Genomic DNA, 19,624 nt, shown 5'->3' with positions numbered 1-19,624 from the left:
TGAAAGTTGTCAAAACTTTTTATAACAAACAAGAACCTCCAATCCTGTTGATTGGAGGTTGCCATCTAGCGCATTCTTTAATGGTTCTCAATGAACCTTAAAACATAGTCACATAATTCATAAATGATTATTCCTGCAATTGTATAGAGAAATGCATATCCTAAAAGATAAATTCTTTTTACAAACCAATTATGATGATCAACTCTTTTCCCTGACCAATAAGCGATTCCCATAAACAGAGCTGAGAGTACATTCACCGTTTTAGTAAAAACGGTATCCGCGTTCCTAAACGTTCCCCATTCGTACCAATTAATCATTGTGTTTCCTGCTAAAAATATGGCTAAAAAGTAAGCTCCTTGCGTGCCCAATATTGCCATTAAACCAATTCTTACTAGTTCAGTCATGACAAGTAAACATTCCTCTCGAGGTAAATGAGAACAGAATTTATCAGTTTAAAGGCAATCATTGCAAGGATAATATATAGAAATAAATAACCGCTTAGTAGCACTGGTCTCAAAAACCATTTCCGCTTTTTCACTTTTAAACCTGCCCAATACGCGACACCAAAGACTAGAGCAGTTAGGAAATTAACAGTCTTCTCAAATATATTACTTGGTTTCGGAAACGTACCCCACTCATACCAGTGCATCATAGTCCCATATAGTAAAATAAGTAATATAAAATAAGATCCTTGGCAAGTTAGTATCATTATTAGACCAATTCTGAATAACTCTATCATGATTACTCCTAGCTAAATCAACATTCAACTACTATCTAGTTAACTACTATTTCATTATTATACTCAAACTCTTCCTTCAAAACGCCCATAACAATCGTGTCATAGTATTTACCATTGATATAAGCATCATTCCTGAGCCGTCCTTCAATCACAAAACCGCACTTCTCATAGGCACGGATCGCGCGTTCGTTACCACTCCATGTATCCAATTGCACGCGTTTTAAATTCATCGTATGAAATAGGTAGTGAAGCAAAGCTTTTAATGCATCGGTTCCATATCCTTTGCCCCAAAGCTCTTTCTCACCGATTCCTATTCCTACTACACACCGACGTGAGATTATATCTAGGCTGCGGTATCCGATCGAACCAATGTGACGCGCGTCTCCCCCTTTTGTGTAAATCGAGAATTCTCCTACTTCACGTTTATCAATCGTACGAATATCTTTTTCATAGCTTGCTTCAATCTGTTCAAGCGGCACATGACTGTATCGATAATAACCAGAGCCCGCATCAAATGTAGCCGTCTCTTCATCATTTCGCCAGTGGTAAGTTCGCTTATGATCTTCAAGTGAAACGGGCCGTAACTCTACTTTTTTTCCTGATATCATAGTGGTGATCCCTTCTTTCAGTTCGTAATCTATTAAAATACGCCTTATAAAAACCACAGACACGTACCATTGGCATCACCCCTCTCACCACAAGTATTTGTTTATTTTACAAACGCCTTAATCTTCGGGAAAAGCTTTACCGCTGTGTTGTAAAAGACATCTTCATGATGCTCTTCAGGAATGATTTCTTTTATAAAGTCAATATACGGCTGTACGGGCACAAGTGGCCAGTCTGTTCCGAACAAAAACTTTTCGTAGTTATCCGTGAATGTTAAGGCATGACGCAAGTGATTAAAGAAGCGTGGTGAATCTTTGTATCTTGCAATATCTTCTTTTGTTCCTACAACGAGCCCTGACAGATCGGCATACATATTACGATTCTTGTAAACAACTTCTGCTCCATCTAATGTCCATGGATCGCCGAAATGCGCCATCATAAAATTTACGTCTCTGTGCATAACCGCTACTTCATCTAGCGTTAGGGGATGAGAGTATTTCAACAAACCGCGCTCTGAATAAGTATCACCTGTGTGAAAAACAACTGGCAATCCGTATTTAGCAGCTAGCTTATAAACCGGCTGATACACCTCATCATACGCATAGTACGGGTAATAACCGAGGTAAATTTTGATACCCACAACTTCAGGAAGCTGAACCGTTTCTTCAAGCTGTATCAATTCACTTTCACCTAAATGATACGGATTGATGCCAGCACAATACACGACGTTTTCAGGTATGTGCTTATCCAGATCAATCCCCATTGGAGTTGGAGCTAGAGGATCTGGAAAACCCTCTACCTCTTTTTCTGTTAATCCCATCGCGATGCCGAGCACAACGCCAGATTCTCGGTACTCTTTGATAATTCCTTCATACGAATAGTCAAGTTTAGAAAGGTTTATTGCCGTATGTTTAAAGCTTTCAATGTTTGAAAAATGCATGTGTGCATCGATAATTTTCATGAGTTTGCCCTTTCTAGCTGAATTTTATTTTCTTCAGATCTTCTAAAGCTGTATCTGGAATAACTTTATCATTGAATACATAAAACACAGGGGAAGTGAATTGCTTAGCACCGTGCTCAAGGTTCATCTTTTCTGAGTACCCAAGCTCAATGACTTCTAAATTGATATAAGAATCAACTTGTGTAGCGTTTTGGTCCGCTACAATTTGAAGCAGGTTTTCATGATCATCAGATCCGTAAATTACGCTACGTTCAACAGTCATTTCCTGCTCACCTTTCGCACCAGAAACCATGGTCCAATCCCCATTTTCAGCCTGGAAGCTTCCCCAGCTCTTCGCAGGATCTGTTCCTGGATTTAAAAAACATCCTGTGTAAAAGTTCTTACCATCCAAGTAACTCTTCATGTTCTGGACAATTTCCGTTGTATGGCAGAGCACCGGAACTCCTGGCAGCATCAAGAAGTATTTATGAATCTGAATCCCCTTATACGTCTCGTGTTTTTTGTAGATGGTAGAGACTTTGAGACCTTTCCACACATTCCCTTTGCTATCTTCCTTTTCTACAAAGTCAACAGTGCTTTCCTCTTTTAATAAGGAATGAAGACTCGTGCCTGTCAGAAGGCCTGCGATTCCGCCGAACCAAGGATTCCACCACGATTTAGGTGTCGGCTTTGGAAACGGTGAATCCATCCACTCTTGATCTCTGTATTGAAGAGAGAACAATGATGGTGCGAACTGTGCTGAAGCAGAAATCTTCATTTCTCCATTATCTACGGTATACACTTCGAGACCTTCTTTTATCGACTTTTCCAACTGAACGGGTGTATTCTTCATCACAAAAGCGGCTGATTGCCGTGTAATATGAACAGCACCTAAATTCATTTTGGAAGTTAATACATGTACCCCTCTATCGTCAGGTAATTCAATATCAAACTCAGCCTGTGTTAACTCTTCATCTGAAGCGAATAGGTGACTCTGCAGAATCTCATCGTCTAACTTCATTTCAATAAATCCGTTAAAAAACGAAGACTTATAATCTCTCACAACAGCTTTGAAGTCACCATTATCAACAAAAGGATTTCCCCTGTTAACCGATACGTTCATATGATTGGTCAAACTGGCTGGTTTATCATTCTTTTGCGTCGCAAATTCTCTGAATGATTGCCAATCACGGAAAGCACCAATTGTCATCGTGATTGGTTTTGTCGCAACTGTTTCTTGAGAAGCAATCTTGCCTAACTTATTTTCAAAATACATGAACCAACCGGAAAAATTCACCTTCCCTTCTCTCGGCCATGAGATGCCTCTAGGGTTATCATTTCCACGAAGAAAAAGCCAGTTTTCCGTAATTTTACTAGGATCCCAATAGGATAAACCAGATCCCATTGAATCATTGAGTTCAACGTATCTTCCCTCGTAAGGCAATACACCCTTGTCTAACATCGGACACATAATCGGTGTATTCAGCCATACTTCTGCGGCAGATTCTACATCGCTAATATTTGTTACTTCATCGTATCTTTCTACTAGACCTTCACCGTACAATTTCACAACAGTTGCAAGCTGCAATTCTGGAAACGCTTGTGATTGAAAAGTTGCTCTTAATCCTGAGTAACCATCTTCCTCCAATGGTTCAATTTTTTCTGGACGAAGTCGCGTAATTTCCTCAGAGAAAGGTTTGCCGAGTTGAGGCACCATGAAAGCCAATTTATAATCCACATCACCTTTACAAGGTGCGATCCAGTTATTGAACTTATCTAGTTTTATTGAATATTGCCCGTTGCATACGTGATAAAAATCATCACACTCACCAGCAAATTTAGCTCCAATTCCCTGCAGTGCTACACCTAGCTTTTTCGTAAAAGTAACGATATCTCCATTAATTTTAGTTGCCGAGACTTTAATGTCAGCCGAGTAAAATCCGTGTTTTACTAGCGTGAAAGGAACAGATACCGATTGCTTTCCTTTCGGTGCTAGTGTAACACTCACCTTACGATCTTGAATGGCAGCCAATTCTGATGACGGAAGTTCAAAGCTAAACGTTACTTGTTCATCAAAGTTATTTTCAAAGTTAAAATAAAGATGAGAAGAACTCCCAACAAAACTAAGGTTACCTGACGTGTTACAGCTTAACTTAACGGGATACTTAGGACGAATACCTACTCTAAATTCCGCTTTCTTCCCATTGATTAGTAATTGAGAAGTAACAGCTGGGTGCGTTCTCCATACACTTTGATCTTCAGTAATCGGATTTACCACAAAAGGAATCTCAATCTCTTCTTCCTTTTGAACAGTGATTTTTTTTGAAGTAGCAAACTGAATGTTCTTATCGTCCACACCTTGAATCTCTACGGTTAATGGCTTATCTGTTTTATTCGTCATGTGGTATCGAATCTTGTATTCAGAGCCAAAAACAAGATTAAAGTGTTCAACAGTTGCTGAGATTTTATAGTCATCTGTTTCAATGTAGCGAAGCCCTCTTCCGAAACGCTCGAATTGCATCTTCAAGTTACCCAGAGTCTCGTGATTCCAAGCATACTCATAATAATGAAATTCATTTTCGTTGATACCATCCGGGATGGTTTCAATGGTACGTGTACTGTTTTCATACCATTTTCCATCCGTAAAATAATCCAAAACCGCTTCTGTTTGCATCACAGAAGGCATGAAGTTCATAAGGTGTGTCGTGTCATCCCGATCTTCCCAGAAAAAGCCACATTTTTTATACAACGGCACTGCCTTCGTGTTCCCTGGCCATGTATAGAGATCCAAACGTGGCCACTTCATTTCAACCGCTTTTTGTAGCGCTTTTAGTACAAGCTTTTTGCCGATCTTCTTACCATGATAATCTCCTCTAACATTTAACAACGGAATGTAGAGTGCTCCTTCATCTTCCCGATATTCGCCGAGACTGCAGTAGCCGACGACTTTGTCTCCATCGAGTGCGAGATATAAATGGAGGTTTGATGAGTTCGATTCTTTCTTCAATACTTGATCTTCCGTCATGATTGAGTTTCCGCCGCCCCAGCCATCTTGGCTCTTATTCCACATTTCAGCGACTGCTGCTGCATAGCTCGGATCATATTCTACTATCGTAATCTGATCGGTAATGTGCGTATTCAATACTTCCATTTTTTCTAACCTCCGCTTTTTCAATATTCAATATCGTACCGTTGTTCGTTCTACTTAGCTTCTTCAAAATAAAAAGCCACCCAGAAATAGATGGGTAACTTTTAGGTACAAAAATACATAAAAAGGCCCCAGAATGTATACACATCCTGAGGCTCTGATTCACGTATCAATGGTTAGATCGAGTTCTCAAAAAGAAGGTTGTGTATTGGACAATATAAAGTTGATTGTGTAGTGTCTAAAAAGTTAATCATGTCCAACGCCTCCTTATCTTGAAATTTTTTCCTTACCTCTTGTATTGTAAAATATATGGATGTAAAAGTAAATATAATTTTCCGAATATTTATATTTATTTATTACGCTAAGATATTCGCTAAAGCTAAGCCAATGATTAATAATCCTGCTCCTTTATTAATGGTAGCTAAGTGCGGCTGAATACTTTTTGTTAACAGGCTTACCACTATGCTTAAGAACATCCACCAACAGGTAGCACCGATAAACACACCGCTTATTAAGAACATTCCAATTTGTAATGACATCTGACTCTCACCAAATCCTAGTCCTGCAAACATTGCCGTAAAATTTAATATCGTTACAGGATTTGTAATCATTAAGAAGAACGTAGAGAAAAACATCATCAACTTGCTTTCCCCTGCTAACTGAGCGGCTTGATTTGGTACTTTCTTCAAGAATGTTTTCACCCCTAGGTAGAGTAAAAAGATGGTACCCAATATTTTAAGTAATATTTCGTATTGGATCAATAATGATGACACAGCTGAAAAGCCTAATACTGCAATGCTTGCATAAACAATGTTAGCTGTAACTGCTCCAAATCCAGTTAAAAATCCCGCCGACTTCCCTTGTGAGAGTGTTCTTTGTATACAAAGCAGACCGATTGGCCCAACTGGAGCGGATATAGAAAAACCTAGAATGATACTCTTTAGTAATAACATTAAAAACTCACTATCCAATCATTAAACGTATAAGTGAAACAACACCGAACAAACCTATGATAATTCCTGATATAACATTAATCATAACCATGTGCTTCTGATTCATCCTTTTACTCATTATGCTCACTGTAAATGTTAGGAACAACCACCAGCCAGCAGATCCGCAAAAGAGTCCAACTATCAAAGTTATGGAAGAAATAGAACTTGTGTGAGTGTTAACGATACCTAACCCCGCAAATATGGCAGCAAAAGATAGTATGGTCATGGGATTCGTTAATGTTTGTAGAAAGGTTGTAAAAAAAGCGGAGGAAAGACTACTCTTTCGAAGTGTCCCATTAATAGGTGTTGCTTTAGCACTTAAAATCTTCAGACCTAAATAGAATAGGAACACCCCTCCAATAAGTTGAATCCAGGATTGTTGGCTCATTATGAATTTAGAAACCATCGTAAGACCAAGTCCAGCAATCAAACCGTAAATTAAATCTGCACACGCTGCACCCAATCCCGAAACGATTCCCACCACACGACCTTGCGTTAATGTGCGCTGCATGCATAATACACCGATTGGTCCAACCGGAGCCGCTATTGAAATTCCCATGATTAAGCCTTTTATAAAAAGTTCGGTAAGCACCTTTTATTCACCTGAAAAGACATGCGATTGTAAAGGAACTTCGATCGACTCTTTTGTCGTATCCATAACAATCGTTGTTTTGGTACGAACAACCCCTGTTAGTCCTTTTATTTCATAGCTAATGATCCGATCTAAATCCTTTGTGTTTCGAGATCGAATTTTTAACAAGTAATCATCTTCTCCCGCAATATGATGACATTCCATCACTTCTATTAACTCTTCAATACGTGCTAAGAATGGAGCGCGATGCTCTGGACGTTCCAGTGAAACCGCAACAAAAGCTGTTAGTTCACTTCCCACTTTATCAGCTTCAATTCTTGCACCAAATCCCTTGATCACACCATTTTCCATCAAGCGGTTTACGCGTTCAGAGGTCGCTGGTGCGGATAGACCTACCTGAGTAGCTAAGTCTGCCCATTTCATTCTTCCGTTCTTCTGTAACAGTTCTATTAATTTCTTATCAAACGTATCCATAGCACAAAACCTTCATTTCGTATTATTTTAGTCTATATTACTTTCAAAAATAAATAAAATCAATGATTTTTATTAATAAAAAAAGAACCCCAATGCAGAAGAGGTTCTCTTGCAATCTATCCATTTAAAATGCAGCATGAATAAATCACTCAAATACTTGCCTTAATTCAATCTGACCTTCTCCATTTCCTTGTGGGTCAGGCATTTTCAGCGCCCATTCAACAGCTTCTTCCCTAGATTCCACATCGATCAGAATAAATCCAGCGATCAATTCCTTCGTTTCCGTAAAAGGCCCGTCCGTAACCACTGGTTTTTCTCCTGGGTGCAGATAAGAAATTCGCATACCATTTGAACTTGGATGCAATCCTTTAGCAAGAACTCGAACGCCAGCTTTAACTAATTCTTCATTGTACTTTCGCATCGCTTCATTAAGCTCTTCATTTGGACGGTTACCACCTTCCGAATTTTTTGAAGCTTTAACAATCAGCATGAATAGCATAGCCATTTCCTCCTTGTATGTAGAAGCTATTTTTTCTTCTTTTAAGTATACAACGAACGGAAATCATCAAAATCGACAACCTACTAAAGAAATTTAAAGAGCTGATCTGGTTAAGTCTTTCCTACGATAAACGCTCAGCACAACTCCAATCAATACAGCGTTTAATAGAATGGGAACTAACCCGTAACTAATAAACGGCAGTGACATACTAGTAAGAGGGAAAAATCCGAACGCCATTCCAATATTACTTACCATTTGAAAAAGTAATAAAGATAAGCTGCCTATGATCAGAAGTTTTCCAAAGTAATCTCTTACATGCTGTGTGGCGATAACCACTCTTGTAAGTATTAATAAAAGGATAAGTATAAGAAAAATCGCTGCTATCCAGCCATAACGATACGTGATGCTAACAAATGCAAAATCAGTGTGTGCTTCAGGTATGAACTGTTGAATACTCTTATTTCCTCCAAACCATCCCGCTTTTGACAGTAACTCTTGAATTTGAAGCACCTGATATCCTGCTCCATCAGCTACTTTTCCAGGATTCAGAAAACCTAGCATTCTATCTTTTATGAAATAAGATTGATAGTTCCAAGAGAAAATACCAATTAATAGTAAAGAACCCATCGTAATCCCTGAAACAACACCTTTTTGACGAGTCGAAAATTTGCTCCACCATAACATGGATAGCACCATGGCAAGATACAAGTAAGTGGTTGCAATACTTGGAATCATAAAGAATAATAACAGCGAAACAAAGAATAATAATATAAATTGATAGACTTTGAAAGTATCTCGATTAAAGGAACACGCCCAGGCAATCATAAAGAATGGAAGTGCAGCAATGCTTTCTATTGTTAGCCCTCCGATTAGTAAGAATGGCTTCCCATTAATCGTACCATTAGAAAAGAAGAGCAAAGATAGTAGCAACAAAATACCTACACCATAAAACACCCATCCCCACCTTACTAACTTTCGATAATCAACAAACATGAGGCCTAAAGCCACAATCATACCAAGGACAACCAATATCATCTTTCTCATTAAAAAGTAATGATTGCTATCATTTCCCAAAGAAAGTACAGGTAAAAAACCTAGCAAGAGTACAGAAGTCAATAACGCGAGCAAAATCCAATCAATTCTTGGACGATGAATCTTGTTCAACTGAATACCTAGCGTGATTGGACTTCCCATCTGCTCAATGGCTTTTTGTTCGGCATCCACATCAGAGTATCCTTTATTTACCCATCGCATTTTAGTTTCTTTCATATGGTAATTCAACTCAGCAGAAACTTGTTCTTTTGCTTCCTTTGAACGAATCTGACTTGTCACTTCGTTTAGAAACGACTTTCTGCGATTTTCCATTCCGCTCCTCCTATCAACTGCTGCAGAATGACTGATGATCGTTTTTCCTTATGCTCTGCTTGCTTTAATAATCTTTTACCTTTATGTGTTAACTGATAATACTTGGTTTTCTCTTTCAATAGCCATTCAGATTGAACGACCCCTTTACTCTCTAAAGAGTGCAACAATACATACAGAGATCCTTCATTGTCATCAAATTGTTTTACCCCACGTGCAAGAAGTAAGTTCGCTAACTGATAACCTGTCTTTTCTTCGTTCAACAACTGCAAAATATTTAATACAATCTGTTCCTTATCTTCTTGATTACTCCATTTATTCTGTATGGTTTCGCGATGCTTTTCGGTGAACCTTACTTGTGAAAAGGTTTTTTCGTCCATGATTTTCTTTAAGTTCTTCAAACGGTTCTCCATCCCTAACCCTCCAAACATATTTTCAATAGTTCTTTAGCTCGGCGCATTCTTGTTTTGACTGTATTGTCACTCACTTCAGTGACTAAAGCGATCTCCTTAATAGGAAGCTCTTCATAATAAAAAAGATAGATTACCTCTCTATATTTAATCTCCAGCTGCATAATTGCATGGATTAATTTCTCATCATCTTCTTTTTGTATGACTTCATGCTCAACGACATCCACCTCAGTTCGATGAAAAGAAGACTCCTCATCGGTGGTGATTACTTTATTGTTGTACCAACTTTTCAAAAAGTCCTTACAATGGTTAATGGCAATCCTCCATAGCCATGTTTTAAATTTAGATTTGCCGTTATATGTATGCAGTGCGTTATAGCACTTTACAAAGATATCTTGTGTTAAATCTTCAGCAACGCTTGTATGATTCACATAAGAATAAACGAGCTGCAGCAAGTCTTGTCCGTATTCATTCATGGCTTCGTTTAAAATGTGCTCTTTATCTTCTACAGAACTCACATCAACTAACATGTTTTCCATACCAATTCCCCCCTCTCTTATTATTAGACGACAAACGATGATTGCAAGTTTTTGTTGATCAAAAAAAACAGCGTCATTATAACGCTGTTTCTCTATTACCCTTTGAAAGAATATGCTGGCATTCCTTTAACACCTGGCCTTACTTTAAACAATCCACCCGCTTCTGGAAATCTTTCTAAGTTCTCTGCACTTGTGTTTTTCCTAGCTGTCGTTACATACAACTCGTCCATATTTTCTCCGCCAAACGTGCATGATGTAACATTTAATGATGGAATGGGAATAGAAGATAGCTGTTCACCTGTTTCTGGATTCCAACGGGAAACTTGAGCACCGCCCCAATGGGCAATCCACAGCATGCCCTCTTCATCAATCGTCATTCCGTCTGGAGCACCTACTCCTTCAGGAAAAGAAATCACTTCTGTTCCATTTTGGATATGTCCCGTTTGAAGATCATATTGGAATCTCGTTACTTTTTTCGTTGGTGTATCAATTAGATACATATATGATTGATCAGGCGACCATGCCAAACCATTTGAAATCGTTAAATTTTCTCGCTTCTTTTCCACATGTAGATCGTGACCTAAGCAATAGAGATTGCCTTTTTCAGCTTCTTCACTTAAACTCATCGTTCCTGCCCAAAACCTACCGAACGGATCACACTTACCATCATTAAAACGATTTTCAGGAAGTTCATGTTCAGGGTCTACAATAGGTGTAAGTTCTTCGGTATTAAGATTTAGAAAATGGAATCCATCCTGAAGAGCTACGACTACACCTCCTGACTCCCTTGGCACAACCGTTCCTACCATTTGATCAAGTTGAATCTCTCGATTTTGGTGAGTCCGTGGATCGTAGACGTTTACCTTTTTATCTAATATGCTGACCCAATACAGAACGCCATGTTCTGAGTCCCAGCAAGGTCCTTCACCTAAAGGGGATTTTGCAGAAAGTACTAACTCTGCTTCACTATTTAACATGATTTATTCCTCCCTAATCTATGATGTATGTAATATCTATCCTCATTTAAATAACTTTGAACATTAAGTATATCATGAAGTATTTATCACTTTATTAAAAGAATCCAGTTAAGAGTGTATAAGAAGATTTCTTTTATACCGTATAATTCCAGAAATATCATGAGTTGTCCATATATCTACAAGTCTACTTCTCGACATTAAACCAACTTAAAAAAGTGACGGACCACCCGTCACTTTCCTCATTTATGCTGTTTCTTTTCCTTCACTCACACGCTTATACTGACTTTCCTGAGTTAATTGATGGGACAGGCTCGATAACGTCGCTCCAACAAGATACGCCTGTTTAATCTTTTCATTCTGTTTTACGGAAGTTACAGACATCTCTTCTGAACTTGCTAGAGTTTCTTGAGAAATGCTTGAAAATTGAATAGCTGCCGTTTCAATTTCAGGCAACGTCACTTTTAACTCTTGAAGAGCAACACTCATTTCACCCATTCGTTCATTGTTGTCTACCACTGAATTCATTAAATATTGAATGAATCCAGTCGTATCCTTCACTTTCTGCACATGTGAGAGATTCGCTTCTCCAAGAAGGCGTGACTCCTGAATCGCTTGTAAGGCTGTTTGGTTCATTTGGTTTACTGTCGCAATGATATCTGCCGCTGCTTTACTCGATTGGTCTGCTAATTTTCCTACCTCATCAGCAACTACTGCAAACCCTCTTCCTGCTTCTCCTGCTCGAGCCGCTTCAATTCGAGCGTTTAGTGCTAGCAATTTTGTTTGTTCCGAAATCTCTTTAATCGTAGAGATGACATTTTGAGAGTGGCTCGAGTATGTACCCATCTCATCAATGATCTTGTTTAGTTGGAAGAAACGGTCATGGTTATCATGAATCTCACCAACTAACTTCTCTACTTTTTCTTGACCTGCAACAGCATTATGATTCATAGATAAAAATTCATCCATTACAGTCATCACCGTTTTGTTCAACTCACTCACTTTTTCTTGCATATCTGTGAATAGTCGCACACTGTGCTCTGAACTTATCGCCGTTTCTTTTGCCCCTGTCATCACATTCTCTATCTTTCTTACAAGTTGTTCGTTATATTGGTTGGCCTCGCTGTACGTATGTTCAAGTTTATTGCCTTGAACAGTTAGTTCACCTGATATTTGTTGAATCTGATCATGTATATTTCTAATAAACAACATCATCTGGTTAAAGCTATCAATGAGTCTCTGAATCTCAATATGTCTAGAACGATAATCCACATTATGTTTAAAATCGCCTTTTTGAACACGTTTCATAACTTGGTTGAGCGCCAATAATGGCGAAGTAATGCTTCTGATAACGAAGATAATTACTAATGCAGTTAAAAGAATACTAATGATTACAGCAACAGTTATAAAGTTTCTGAGTTCATAAACGGGTTGCATGTAACTTTCTGTTTCCACAGCTATCACATAGATTCCATTCAGCTCTTGGATCTGTTTCATTGCTAGTGTGTAAGGCTTATCCTGGATATACGTGTGAAGAACACCGTTTTCTAGCTCACTGATTTTCTTCATACCACCTGAGGATAAAGCAACTGGCTTTTTACCGCTCGTCTTATACGGAATCACCGTACCATTTTGTAGTAAGAAAATAGTTGCTTGCATATCATCTTGTTGAAGGCCCACATATTGTGAATTGATACTTTCAGCCACACGCTGATTAAACATTTCTTCATCTCTTATAAAACTAAATTTAAGATTCTTTGCAATGTCATATGTAGTTTCTGTTTCACGTTCTAAACGATTTTCAATAATTGTTTTAGTAGTTTCAGATGCCTTGTTATAACTAAAAAGACCTACGATCGAAATGGTTAAGATAAATAACGATAGCATCATCAATAATAGCTTTGTCTGTAAATGAAGCTTTAATTTCTGTGATGTAATTCGTTTCAGTTGTTCAGAAATCTTTACACTCTTAATCTGTGAACGCATTTGTTGAAAAACCTTCTTCAAACTTGCCACCCCTTTTGTCTATGTATAGAAATTATTACAATATTTACTAAGGAGTGGTGTAAAGGTTTGGTTAAGAGTTTGTAAAAGTCTAAATACCCATACGAAAAATCATTTCTATGCCATATTCCCCATTATAGTTTTCACCTTTATGGATGAATCCCGCTTTTCTGTAAAGAGATATTGCGGCATCGTTCGTTTCATGAACGGTTAATATAATTTCATTCTTATCTTTGTACTGCTGTTTCACAATATTCGGTAGTAATTTCAGAGAATCGAGCCCAAATCCCCTTTTCTGAAATCTGACATCGATTGAAAATGATTTTAATAAAATAGCCTGCTTATTATTCGTATAAATATTACCTGACTGATCTGTGTATAAAGCAAACCAACCTACAAGTTGTTGATTAAAATAAATAACAAAAGGCTGATTGAAGATATCACTTTGAAACGTTTTCAGTACCTCGTCAGGCATAGATGTAAATAATGATTGTTCTGGTGGTAAACAGTACTCCATTGCAGACTGAAAATCCTTACTCTCATACATTCTAATTTTCACGAATCGGCCTCCGTTCTAGAAATGATTGAAACAAGGAATTCACCATTAAATAAAGAATACACTGTTATGTAGTGGATGAGAGGAACGGTGGAGGATGAAAAGGAAGCTGATTTTAGCTGCTGTTTTATTAATAGGATTTGTTTCTGTTTTAACGATCTTCTTTAAAGATTCAGCTCCAACTTCAAGTACCAGGGGACCAACATCCAAAAATGACGCAATCATTTATTCTGGAGAAAATGACTACTGGCGAGCAGGGTTCTCTGTAGATAAAACAAATTCACTTAAGCTCACACATATTGACGATAAAAACAATCTGCCGAAAGAACTAACGTTCACGCTTAGTACAGCTTATAGTCAAGAAAAAAAGCAAACAGAGATTGGAAAATATACCTTTTCAATGAATCAGTTTCCAAACCAAATAGCCGTAACTTTTGATGGGGAATTTAATCGACTAAAAGAAAACAAGAAACTCGTATTAAAGATTACTGGTAAAGATCATTATCAATTTTTTAACCTTTATAAAGAAGAGTAATTTATTTATTCTTTATCTCTTCTAGTAGTGCAATCATTTTTTCATTCTGCAAAATAACGGTTTCATTTTGCTTACGGATTTTTGCAGCGTCGAACAAAAACACGATTAATATTATAAAAATAAAAAACTCCATAAATTTTAGTCACCTCTTTGTATGAAATAACTAAATATTAACATATATATGTATCACTTTTTTAGGAGAGATAAAAATGAAGAACCAGACTTTATTTACAAATCCACCTACTTTAGAAAGTAACGATATTAAGCTAATTCCTTTAGAATTGGAACACTCTTTACCACTATTTCAAATTAATCACTCTGAAAATTGGGCTTATATGTTAACTACAATCGACACTCAACAGGAAATGAAAACATGGGTTAATAATGCGATACAACTTCGTGAAGAAGGTTTAGCTCTACCATTTGCTATTGTGAACAAGAGAAACGAGAAAATTGTAGGTACTACTCGTCTTTACGAAATAAATCCTACTCAACGTTCGTGTGAGTTAGGCTCCACTTGGTACGGAAAAGATTATCAGCGTACATTCGTAAACGCTTCATGTAAGCAACTGCTTCTCACGTTCTGCTTTGAAACTTTAGATTTTATTCGTGTGCAATTTAAAACTGACGAGCGAAATGAGCGCTCACAAAAAGCGATTGAACGATTAGGTGCTGTGAAAGAGGGACTTATTCGGAACGAACGCATTCTCTCAAATGGCTATATTCGCAATGCCGTTTTGTATTCCATTACAAAAGAAGATTGGAAAACAGTAAAACAAGGTTTTATTGAGAGAGAAAATCGATATATTCCTAAATAGTAAAATCAAACTTATTTAACAGGAATCGTTTTCCTTCAAACAAAATGTTAGTAAGTCAGTAAGTGAATCACCTCTTTCTCTATACCATGTAAGGTGGTCATTGAGAAGTTCAGGTTGATTTTCTAAAATCTGTATCGTTCTTTTTACAAAATTCCAATTTAAACAGCCCGATAGCCACAATAATGAAGATAATCTTACTTTTTCAGATCGTAGAATAGCTCTATCTATTTGATACCCTTTCAGAAATGCTGCTGCTACCTCTGAAGACATCTTTCGAGAATGGATGCCATTCGTTCTCGAGTACCACTTAATTAACCATGCTAATCCCTCGATTCGATCGGTATATCCAATAGACTCAAAATCAACAAATCCTTTAATGCTTTCTTCGGCATCCCAAAGCACATTAAGGGGATTTAAATCTGATTGAACAATAAAATCCAATTCTCTAGTGCTTGCGTTCTCCAAATGAAATTTACACATCTCTAAATAGTATTTCATTTGTGGTGAATCGTGTATAGACAATTCAACGTTTAATATTTTTTTATTGAGTTGGTCATAAAATGATGTATAGCCAACGGTATGAGACGTCTTACTAAAAATATCTGATGTGTACTGACTAGCTATCTCGTGAAATTCCCGAGCAGCTCGTCCGAATTTTTCTGCACTTGTACCAACATAACTTGTTATTTGATGACCCTCAATCCATTCAAAAAGGACAAATCGATATATGATATGCTCAATCTCAACAGTCGTGAACAATTCTCCTTCTACTGTTGTTCGCAACTTCATAAATGGTATTTCGTGCTTATTAAGGAATAGACAAAAATTTAATTGTTCTAATAAAACATCATTAGTAAGCTCACCAAATTCCTGGTTGGGTGAACGATCATTCGGAAGAAAACGAGCAGCAAACAACCTGCCATTGATCCTAACTTTGTAATGAAGATCTTTGTGCCAACTCGTTTTGTGCAGTTCTTCTTCTATGGATATTCCATTAATTCCATTAAAATATTTTAGTAAAATCTTTGTTAAAATTGTTTTCAATTAAAATTTTCTCCTTTAATCAATTTTATGACCCTTCAAAATTATTATTTTAAGCGTTTACTTTGTAATTTATAAGATTTACCTCTTTCTTTTTACCTCTCACACCAGTTATTGTAAAGAAAGAGATTATAGCGGAATGAATGAAGTGGAATTCATGATTAACGAAAACATCTGTAGACTTCTTGAAAAAGAACTAGTTGTTGCACTTGGGTGCACAGAACCTGTTGCAATCGCTCTCGCATCAGCTACTGCCAAAAAATATATTAGTGAACCGGTAACATCAATCTCTGTCAAAGCGAGCGGAAATGTTATCAAGAACGCTTTATCTGTAGGGATTCCCGGCATGAATCATACAGGTATCGATTTTACAGCGGCTCTCGGTATGATTGCAGGAGATCCGTCGAAAGGACTTCAAGTACTTGAAGGTGTTACGCGTAATGAGGAAGATAAAGCTATTGATTTAGTCCAGAGAGGCATTGTTTCAGTTGCAACTGCAGACGGTCCTGAAAAATTATATATTAAAGTCGAAGTGAAAACCGCAACAGAGAAAGCGACTGTTGTGATCTCTGGTGACCATACGAACATAAGCTTTATCTCTCAAAACGGAAAAGTGTTAGTAGATGAATCGCGGCCAGGTCCGTCCTCAAGTTCTAAAAAAGCTGATAATCCTGAGTTAACGATCGAAGACCTTTATACGTTCATTACTGAAGTTCCACTTCATCGATTGGATCTTGTTAAACGAAGTGTCGAATTGAATTCTGCAATCTGTAAAGAAGGCCTTTCAAATGACTATGGTTTAAGAGTCGGTAAAACGTTATACGACCAAACAAAAAAGGGCATTCTTTCAGATGACTTAGCTACGTATAGTATGGCGTTATCTGCTGCAGGGTCTGACGCACGAATGGCTGGTTCGACTATGCCGGTAATGGCAAATTCGGGCAGCGGAAATCAAGGGATCGCGGTTACGATGCCTGTTGTTGCGGCTGCAGAAAAACTAGGTGTAACTGAAGAAAAGATGTTACGAGCCGTGACATTGAGCCACCTTCTATCGATTCATATGAAATCGAAATTCGGCCGATTGTCTGCACTCTGCGGTGTGACTGTTGCAGGTGCTAGTGCATCAGCTGCTATTACCTACTTGCTTGATGATAACCTAGAAAAAATGAAGGCTGCGATTCAGAACACATTAGGTAACGTAAGTGGAATGGTTTGTGACGGCGCGAAAGCCGGATGCGCTATGAAGGTTGCTACTTGTTCAAGTGCCGCTGTCCAATCGGCTGTCCTTGCATCAAACGGTTTATGTATCCCTTCCACAAATGGATTTATTGAAGAAGATGTAGAAAAGACGATTGAAAACTTTTGCCGATTAGGTTCTGAAACATCTAGTACAACCGATTCTGTGCTTTTAGATATGATGGTGAATAAACAACGGTAAACACAATTGATTGAAATCAAAATGAAAAGAGCTGATCATGGATCAGCTCTTTATTGTTTATTCTGTAACTGCTTGGTTTGACGACATTTGCTCGCTTTCCTTGTTTGGATCGATCGGTTCTTTCTTGATACGACTGTTCCCTACCGATAAAGCAACAAAAATACCAATTCCGATAAAGATAAGTCCCGTTAAGAATACACTCGAGAAAGAAGTTGACCACACGTCTTTAATCGTTTCAATGACAGGTGTTTTTAAATCAGTCGGAAGTGGCAACAAATCAGGATTGATTAAGATACCAAACATCGCATCTGTCTTCTTCCCGATCTCTTCAAGCGCTTTTCCAAGAATCGGGTTCGAAGCACCGTTTGCTGCTTCACTTATCTTATCTGTGAGTGAATGGTTCATTACTGCATTTAAGATCGTGATGCCGATCGTTCCTCCGATCGAACGGAAGAATGTAGAAGCAGACGTAACCTCCCCGAGCTGTGATTTTGGAAACTCGTTTTGCACCGCAATCATCAAAGTTGGCATAACAAGACCCATTCCAAACCCGAGAATAACCATATAAGCATATGCAGTAAATTCATTAGAATCAACACCCATCGTACTCATTAAAAAGAACCCAACAGCTGTGATCACCATGCCAGATGTTAGTACTGTTCTGAATTTAAGTCTCAATAATAAGCGGCCACCGATTATACTTGCTGTGATTAGCGCAATCATCATAGGAGTCATCGTTGATCCTGCTTTTGTCGGACTTACACCTAATATTCCTTGCATGTACATGGGAACGAACATGATAGCTCCAAACATACCTAAACCAAGCAAAAAGCCTAGAATATTTGTTGTTGCAAACACTCTATTCTTAAAGAGTGACAGATTTAAGATAGGTTCTACAGCACGTTTTTCAATCGTGATAAATAATGCTAATAATACAATGACTCCACCAAACAACAAATAGCTTGTTGTAGACTGCCATTCAAATTTATCTCCGCCAAACGTAAGTCCTAATAAAAGCAATACAACGGCTGGAATCAGTGTAAAAATACCAAAATAATCAATATTTACTTTACCTGTCGCTGCTCTGATCGATTCATTCTTCATTCCGATTACGATCATTGCTGTAGAAATGATTCCAAAAGGTACATTGATCAAGAAAATCCAGTGCCAGCTAATATGATCGACCATAAGTCCACCGATAAAAGGACCGATTACAGAACTCAATCCATAGATCGCACCAAATACACCTTGCCACTTTGCACGCTGTTCAGCTGTAAAGATATCACCGATAATCGTTTGAGATAGAGGCATGATCATTCCTCCACCAATTCCTTGTATCCCACGATAAATGATAAGTTCTTCCATAGAATTTGCTGTTCCACAAAGTGCAGATCCTAGTATAAATATAAAATTCCCTAATAAATATAGCTTTCTTCTTCCGTAAAGATCAGAAAGTTTACCTACGATTGGTACTACAGTAGTTGAAGTGATCAAATAGGCTGTCGTCACCCAAGCAAATATAGAAAACCCGTTTAGATCAGCAATAATCGTTGGCATCGCGGTACCAACAATCGTTTGTTCTAAGGCACTAAAAAACATACCAATAATCAAACCAGCCAATATCAATTTCGTGTTTAATGGCTTTTGCGTTGTCTCCATGTTCATCTTTCTCCTTATAAGCTGAACGTAAGCGTTTATCCCGTCCAAGCTTTTTAAATTCATTTTATATGGTCACTATTTCCTTCATAAACTAAACCCTTCACATGATTAAGTATTGCCCGTAGTTCGACTTCAAAGACTTCTTTGTTAGTCACGAGTTGCACTTTCAATTATATAAATGCTACCGCTGAGTTATAACTACTCATTATACATCTATCATATGACCACTTAGTCACGATTACCATTAGTTAGTATACTTGGGACATGACCAGTCAGTCAAATAAAATATTTGAACTTT

At 37.8% G+C, this 19,624-nt stretch carries 20 protein-coding genes; 3 read left to right on the top strand and 17 right to left on the bottom strand.

The features are described 5' to 3' along the window. Nucleotides 1-77 precede the first annotated feature (77 nt). The 14 genes from IHV09_RS02335 to IHV09_RS02270 form a co-directional block, all read right to left on the bottom strand. Nucleotides 78-404 (bottom strand): hypothetical protein, encoded by a 327-nt coding sequence (locus IHV09_RS02335; protein ID WP_197263523.1) that lies wholly within the window; start codon nt 402-404, stop codon nt 78-80. 370 nt (nt 405-774) lie between these two features. Next, entirely contained in the window at nt 775-1,347 is a 573-nt protein-coding gene (locus IHV09_RS02330) for a GNAT family N-acetyltransferase (RefSeq protein WP_197263522.1), read from the bottom strand. A 101-nt stretch (nt 1,348-1,448) separates the two neighbouring features. Beyond that, complete coding sequence (locus tag IHV09_RS02325) at nt 1,449-2,306, bottom strand: amidohydrolase family protein (protein WP_197263521.1); 858 nt, start codon at nt 2,304-2,306, stop codon at nt 1,449-1,451. Between the two features lie 13 nt (nt 2,307-2,319). Then, nucleotides 2,320-5,436 carry a GNAT family N-acetyltransferase gene (locus IHV09_RS02320; protein WP_197263520.1) on the bottom strand — a complete coding sequence of 1,039 codons (3,117 nt, stop codon included), beginning with the start codon at nt 5,434-5,436 and terminating at the stop codon, nt 2,320-2,322. 353 nt (nt 5,437-5,789) lie between these two features. Then, nucleotides 5,790-6,386: a LysE family translocator gene (locus IHV09_RS02315; RefSeq protein WP_197263519.1), complete on the bottom strand. Its 597-nt coding sequence runs from the start codon at nt 6,384-6,386 to the stop codon at nt 5,790-5,792. A gap of 10 nt (nt 6,387-6,396) precedes the next feature. Beyond that, a complete protein-coding gene (locus IHV09_RS02310; protein ID WP_370568918.1) occupies nt 6,397-7,017 on the bottom strand; it encodes a LysE family translocator in 621 nt (206 codons plus the stop codon). A gap of 3 nt (nt 7,018-7,020) precedes the next feature. Continuing rightward, entirely contained in the window at nt 7,021-7,491 is a 471-nt protein-coding gene (locus tag IHV09_RS02305) for an Lrp/AsnC family transcriptional regulator (protein WP_197190625.1), read from the bottom strand. 145 nt (nt 7,492-7,636) lie between these two features. Next, nucleotides 7,637-7,990, bottom strand: coding sequence for a YciI family protein (locus IHV09_RS02300; RefSeq protein WP_197190896.1), 354 nt, complete (start codon nt 7,988-7,990; stop codon nt 7,637-7,639). 93 nt (nt 7,991-8,083) lie between these two features. Beyond that, nucleotides 8,084-9,355 (bottom strand): FtsW/RodA/SpoVE family cell cycle protein, encoded by a 1,272-nt coding sequence (locus IHV09_RS02295; protein ID WP_197263518.1) that lies wholly within the window; start codon nt 9,353-9,355, stop codon nt 8,084-8,086. Beyond that, nucleotides 9,328-9,765: a PadR family transcriptional regulator gene (locus IHV09_RS02290; protein ID WP_197263517.1), complete on the bottom strand. Its 438-nt coding sequence runs from the start codon at nt 9,763-9,765 to the stop codon at nt 9,328-9,330. The genes IHV09_RS02295 and IHV09_RS02290 overlap by 28 nt, the downstream gene beginning before the upstream one ends. Before the next feature lie 2 nt (nt 9,766-9,767). Next, a complete protein-coding gene (locus IHV09_RS02285) occupies nt 9,768-10,301 on the bottom strand; it encodes a sigma-70 family RNA polymerase sigma factor (protein WP_197263516.1) in 534 nt (177 codons plus the stop codon). 95 nt (nt 10,302-10,396) lie between these two features. Next, nucleotides 10,397-11,278 (bottom strand): SMP-30/gluconolactonase/LRE family protein, encoded by an 882-nt coding sequence (locus IHV09_RS02280; protein ID WP_197263515.1) that lies wholly within the window; start codon nt 11,276-11,278, stop codon nt 10,397-10,399. 243 nt (nt 11,279-11,521) lie between these two features. Next, complete coding sequence (locus tag IHV09_RS02275) at nt 11,522-13,282, bottom strand: methyl-accepting chemotaxis protein (protein ID WP_197190632.1); 1,761 nt, start codon at nt 13,280-13,282, stop codon at nt 11,522-11,524. An 88-nt stretch (nt 13,283-13,370) separates the two neighbouring features. Continuing rightward, a complete protein-coding gene (locus tag IHV09_RS02270; protein WP_197190633.1) occupies nt 13,371-13,838 on the bottom strand; it encodes a GNAT family N-acetyltransferase in 468 nt (155 codons plus the stop codon). 94 nt (nt 13,839-13,932) lie between these two features. Between IHV09_RS02270 and IHV09_RS02265 the strand changes: the two genes are divergently transcribed. Then, nucleotides 13,933-14,370, top strand: coding sequence for a hypothetical protein (locus tag IHV09_RS02265; RefSeq protein WP_197263514.1), 438 nt, complete (start codon nt 13,933-13,935; stop codon nt 14,368-14,370). Nucleotide 14,371: 1 nt separating this feature from the next. Here IHV09_RS02265 and IHV09_RS22590 read toward each other — a convergent pair whose 3' ends face one another. Beyond that, on the bottom strand, nt 14,372-14,503 hold the full coding sequence (locus tag IHV09_RS22590; RefSeq protein ID WP_255520063.1) for a hypothetical protein: 132 nt from the start codon (nt 14,501-14,503) through the stop codon (nt 14,372-14,374). 76 nt (nt 14,504-14,579) lie between these two features. Between IHV09_RS22590 and IHV09_RS02260 the strand changes: the two genes are divergently transcribed. After that, nucleotides 14,580-15,188 carry a GNAT family N-acetyltransferase gene (locus IHV09_RS02260; RefSeq protein WP_197263513.1) on the top strand — a complete coding sequence of 203 codons (609 nt, stop codon included), beginning with the start codon at nt 14,580-14,582 and terminating at the stop codon, nt 15,186-15,188. Nucleotides 15,189-15,203: 15 nt separating this feature from the next. On the opposite strand, the gene IHV09_RS02255 is transcribed toward IHV09_RS02260, so the two are convergent. Continuing rightward, nucleotides 15,204-16,232: a phosphotransferase enzyme family protein gene (locus IHV09_RS02255; protein ID WP_197263512.1), complete on the bottom strand. Its 1,029-nt coding sequence runs from the start codon at nt 16,230-16,232 to the stop codon at nt 15,204-15,206. Between the two features lie 154 nt (nt 16,233-16,386). On the opposite strand from IHV09_RS02255, the gene IHV09_RS02250 reads away from it, so the two are divergent. After that, a complete protein-coding gene (locus IHV09_RS02250; RefSeq protein WP_197264118.1) occupies nt 16,387-17,667 on the top strand; it encodes a serine dehydratase subunit alpha family protein in 1,281 nt (426 codons plus the stop codon). A gap of 57 nt (nt 17,668-17,724) precedes the next feature. On the opposite strand, the gene IHV09_RS02245 is transcribed toward IHV09_RS02250, so the two are convergent. Further along, a complete protein-coding gene (locus IHV09_RS02245) occupies nt 17,725-19,326 on the bottom strand; it encodes an MDR family MFS transporter (protein WP_197263511.1) in 1,602 nt (533 codons plus the stop codon). Between the last annotated feature and the right edge of the window lie 298 nt (nt 19,327-19,624).

Origin of the sequence: Fictibacillus sp. 23RED33, assembly GCF_015903925.1 — a bacterium.
GTDB classification, from domain to species: Bacteria; Bacillota; Bacilli; order Bacillales; family Fictibacillaceae; genus Fictibacillus; species Fictibacillus phosphorivorans.
The sequence above is the reverse complement of the archived record's forward strand: the minus strand, read 5'-3'. Positions and strand labels throughout refer to the sequence as shown.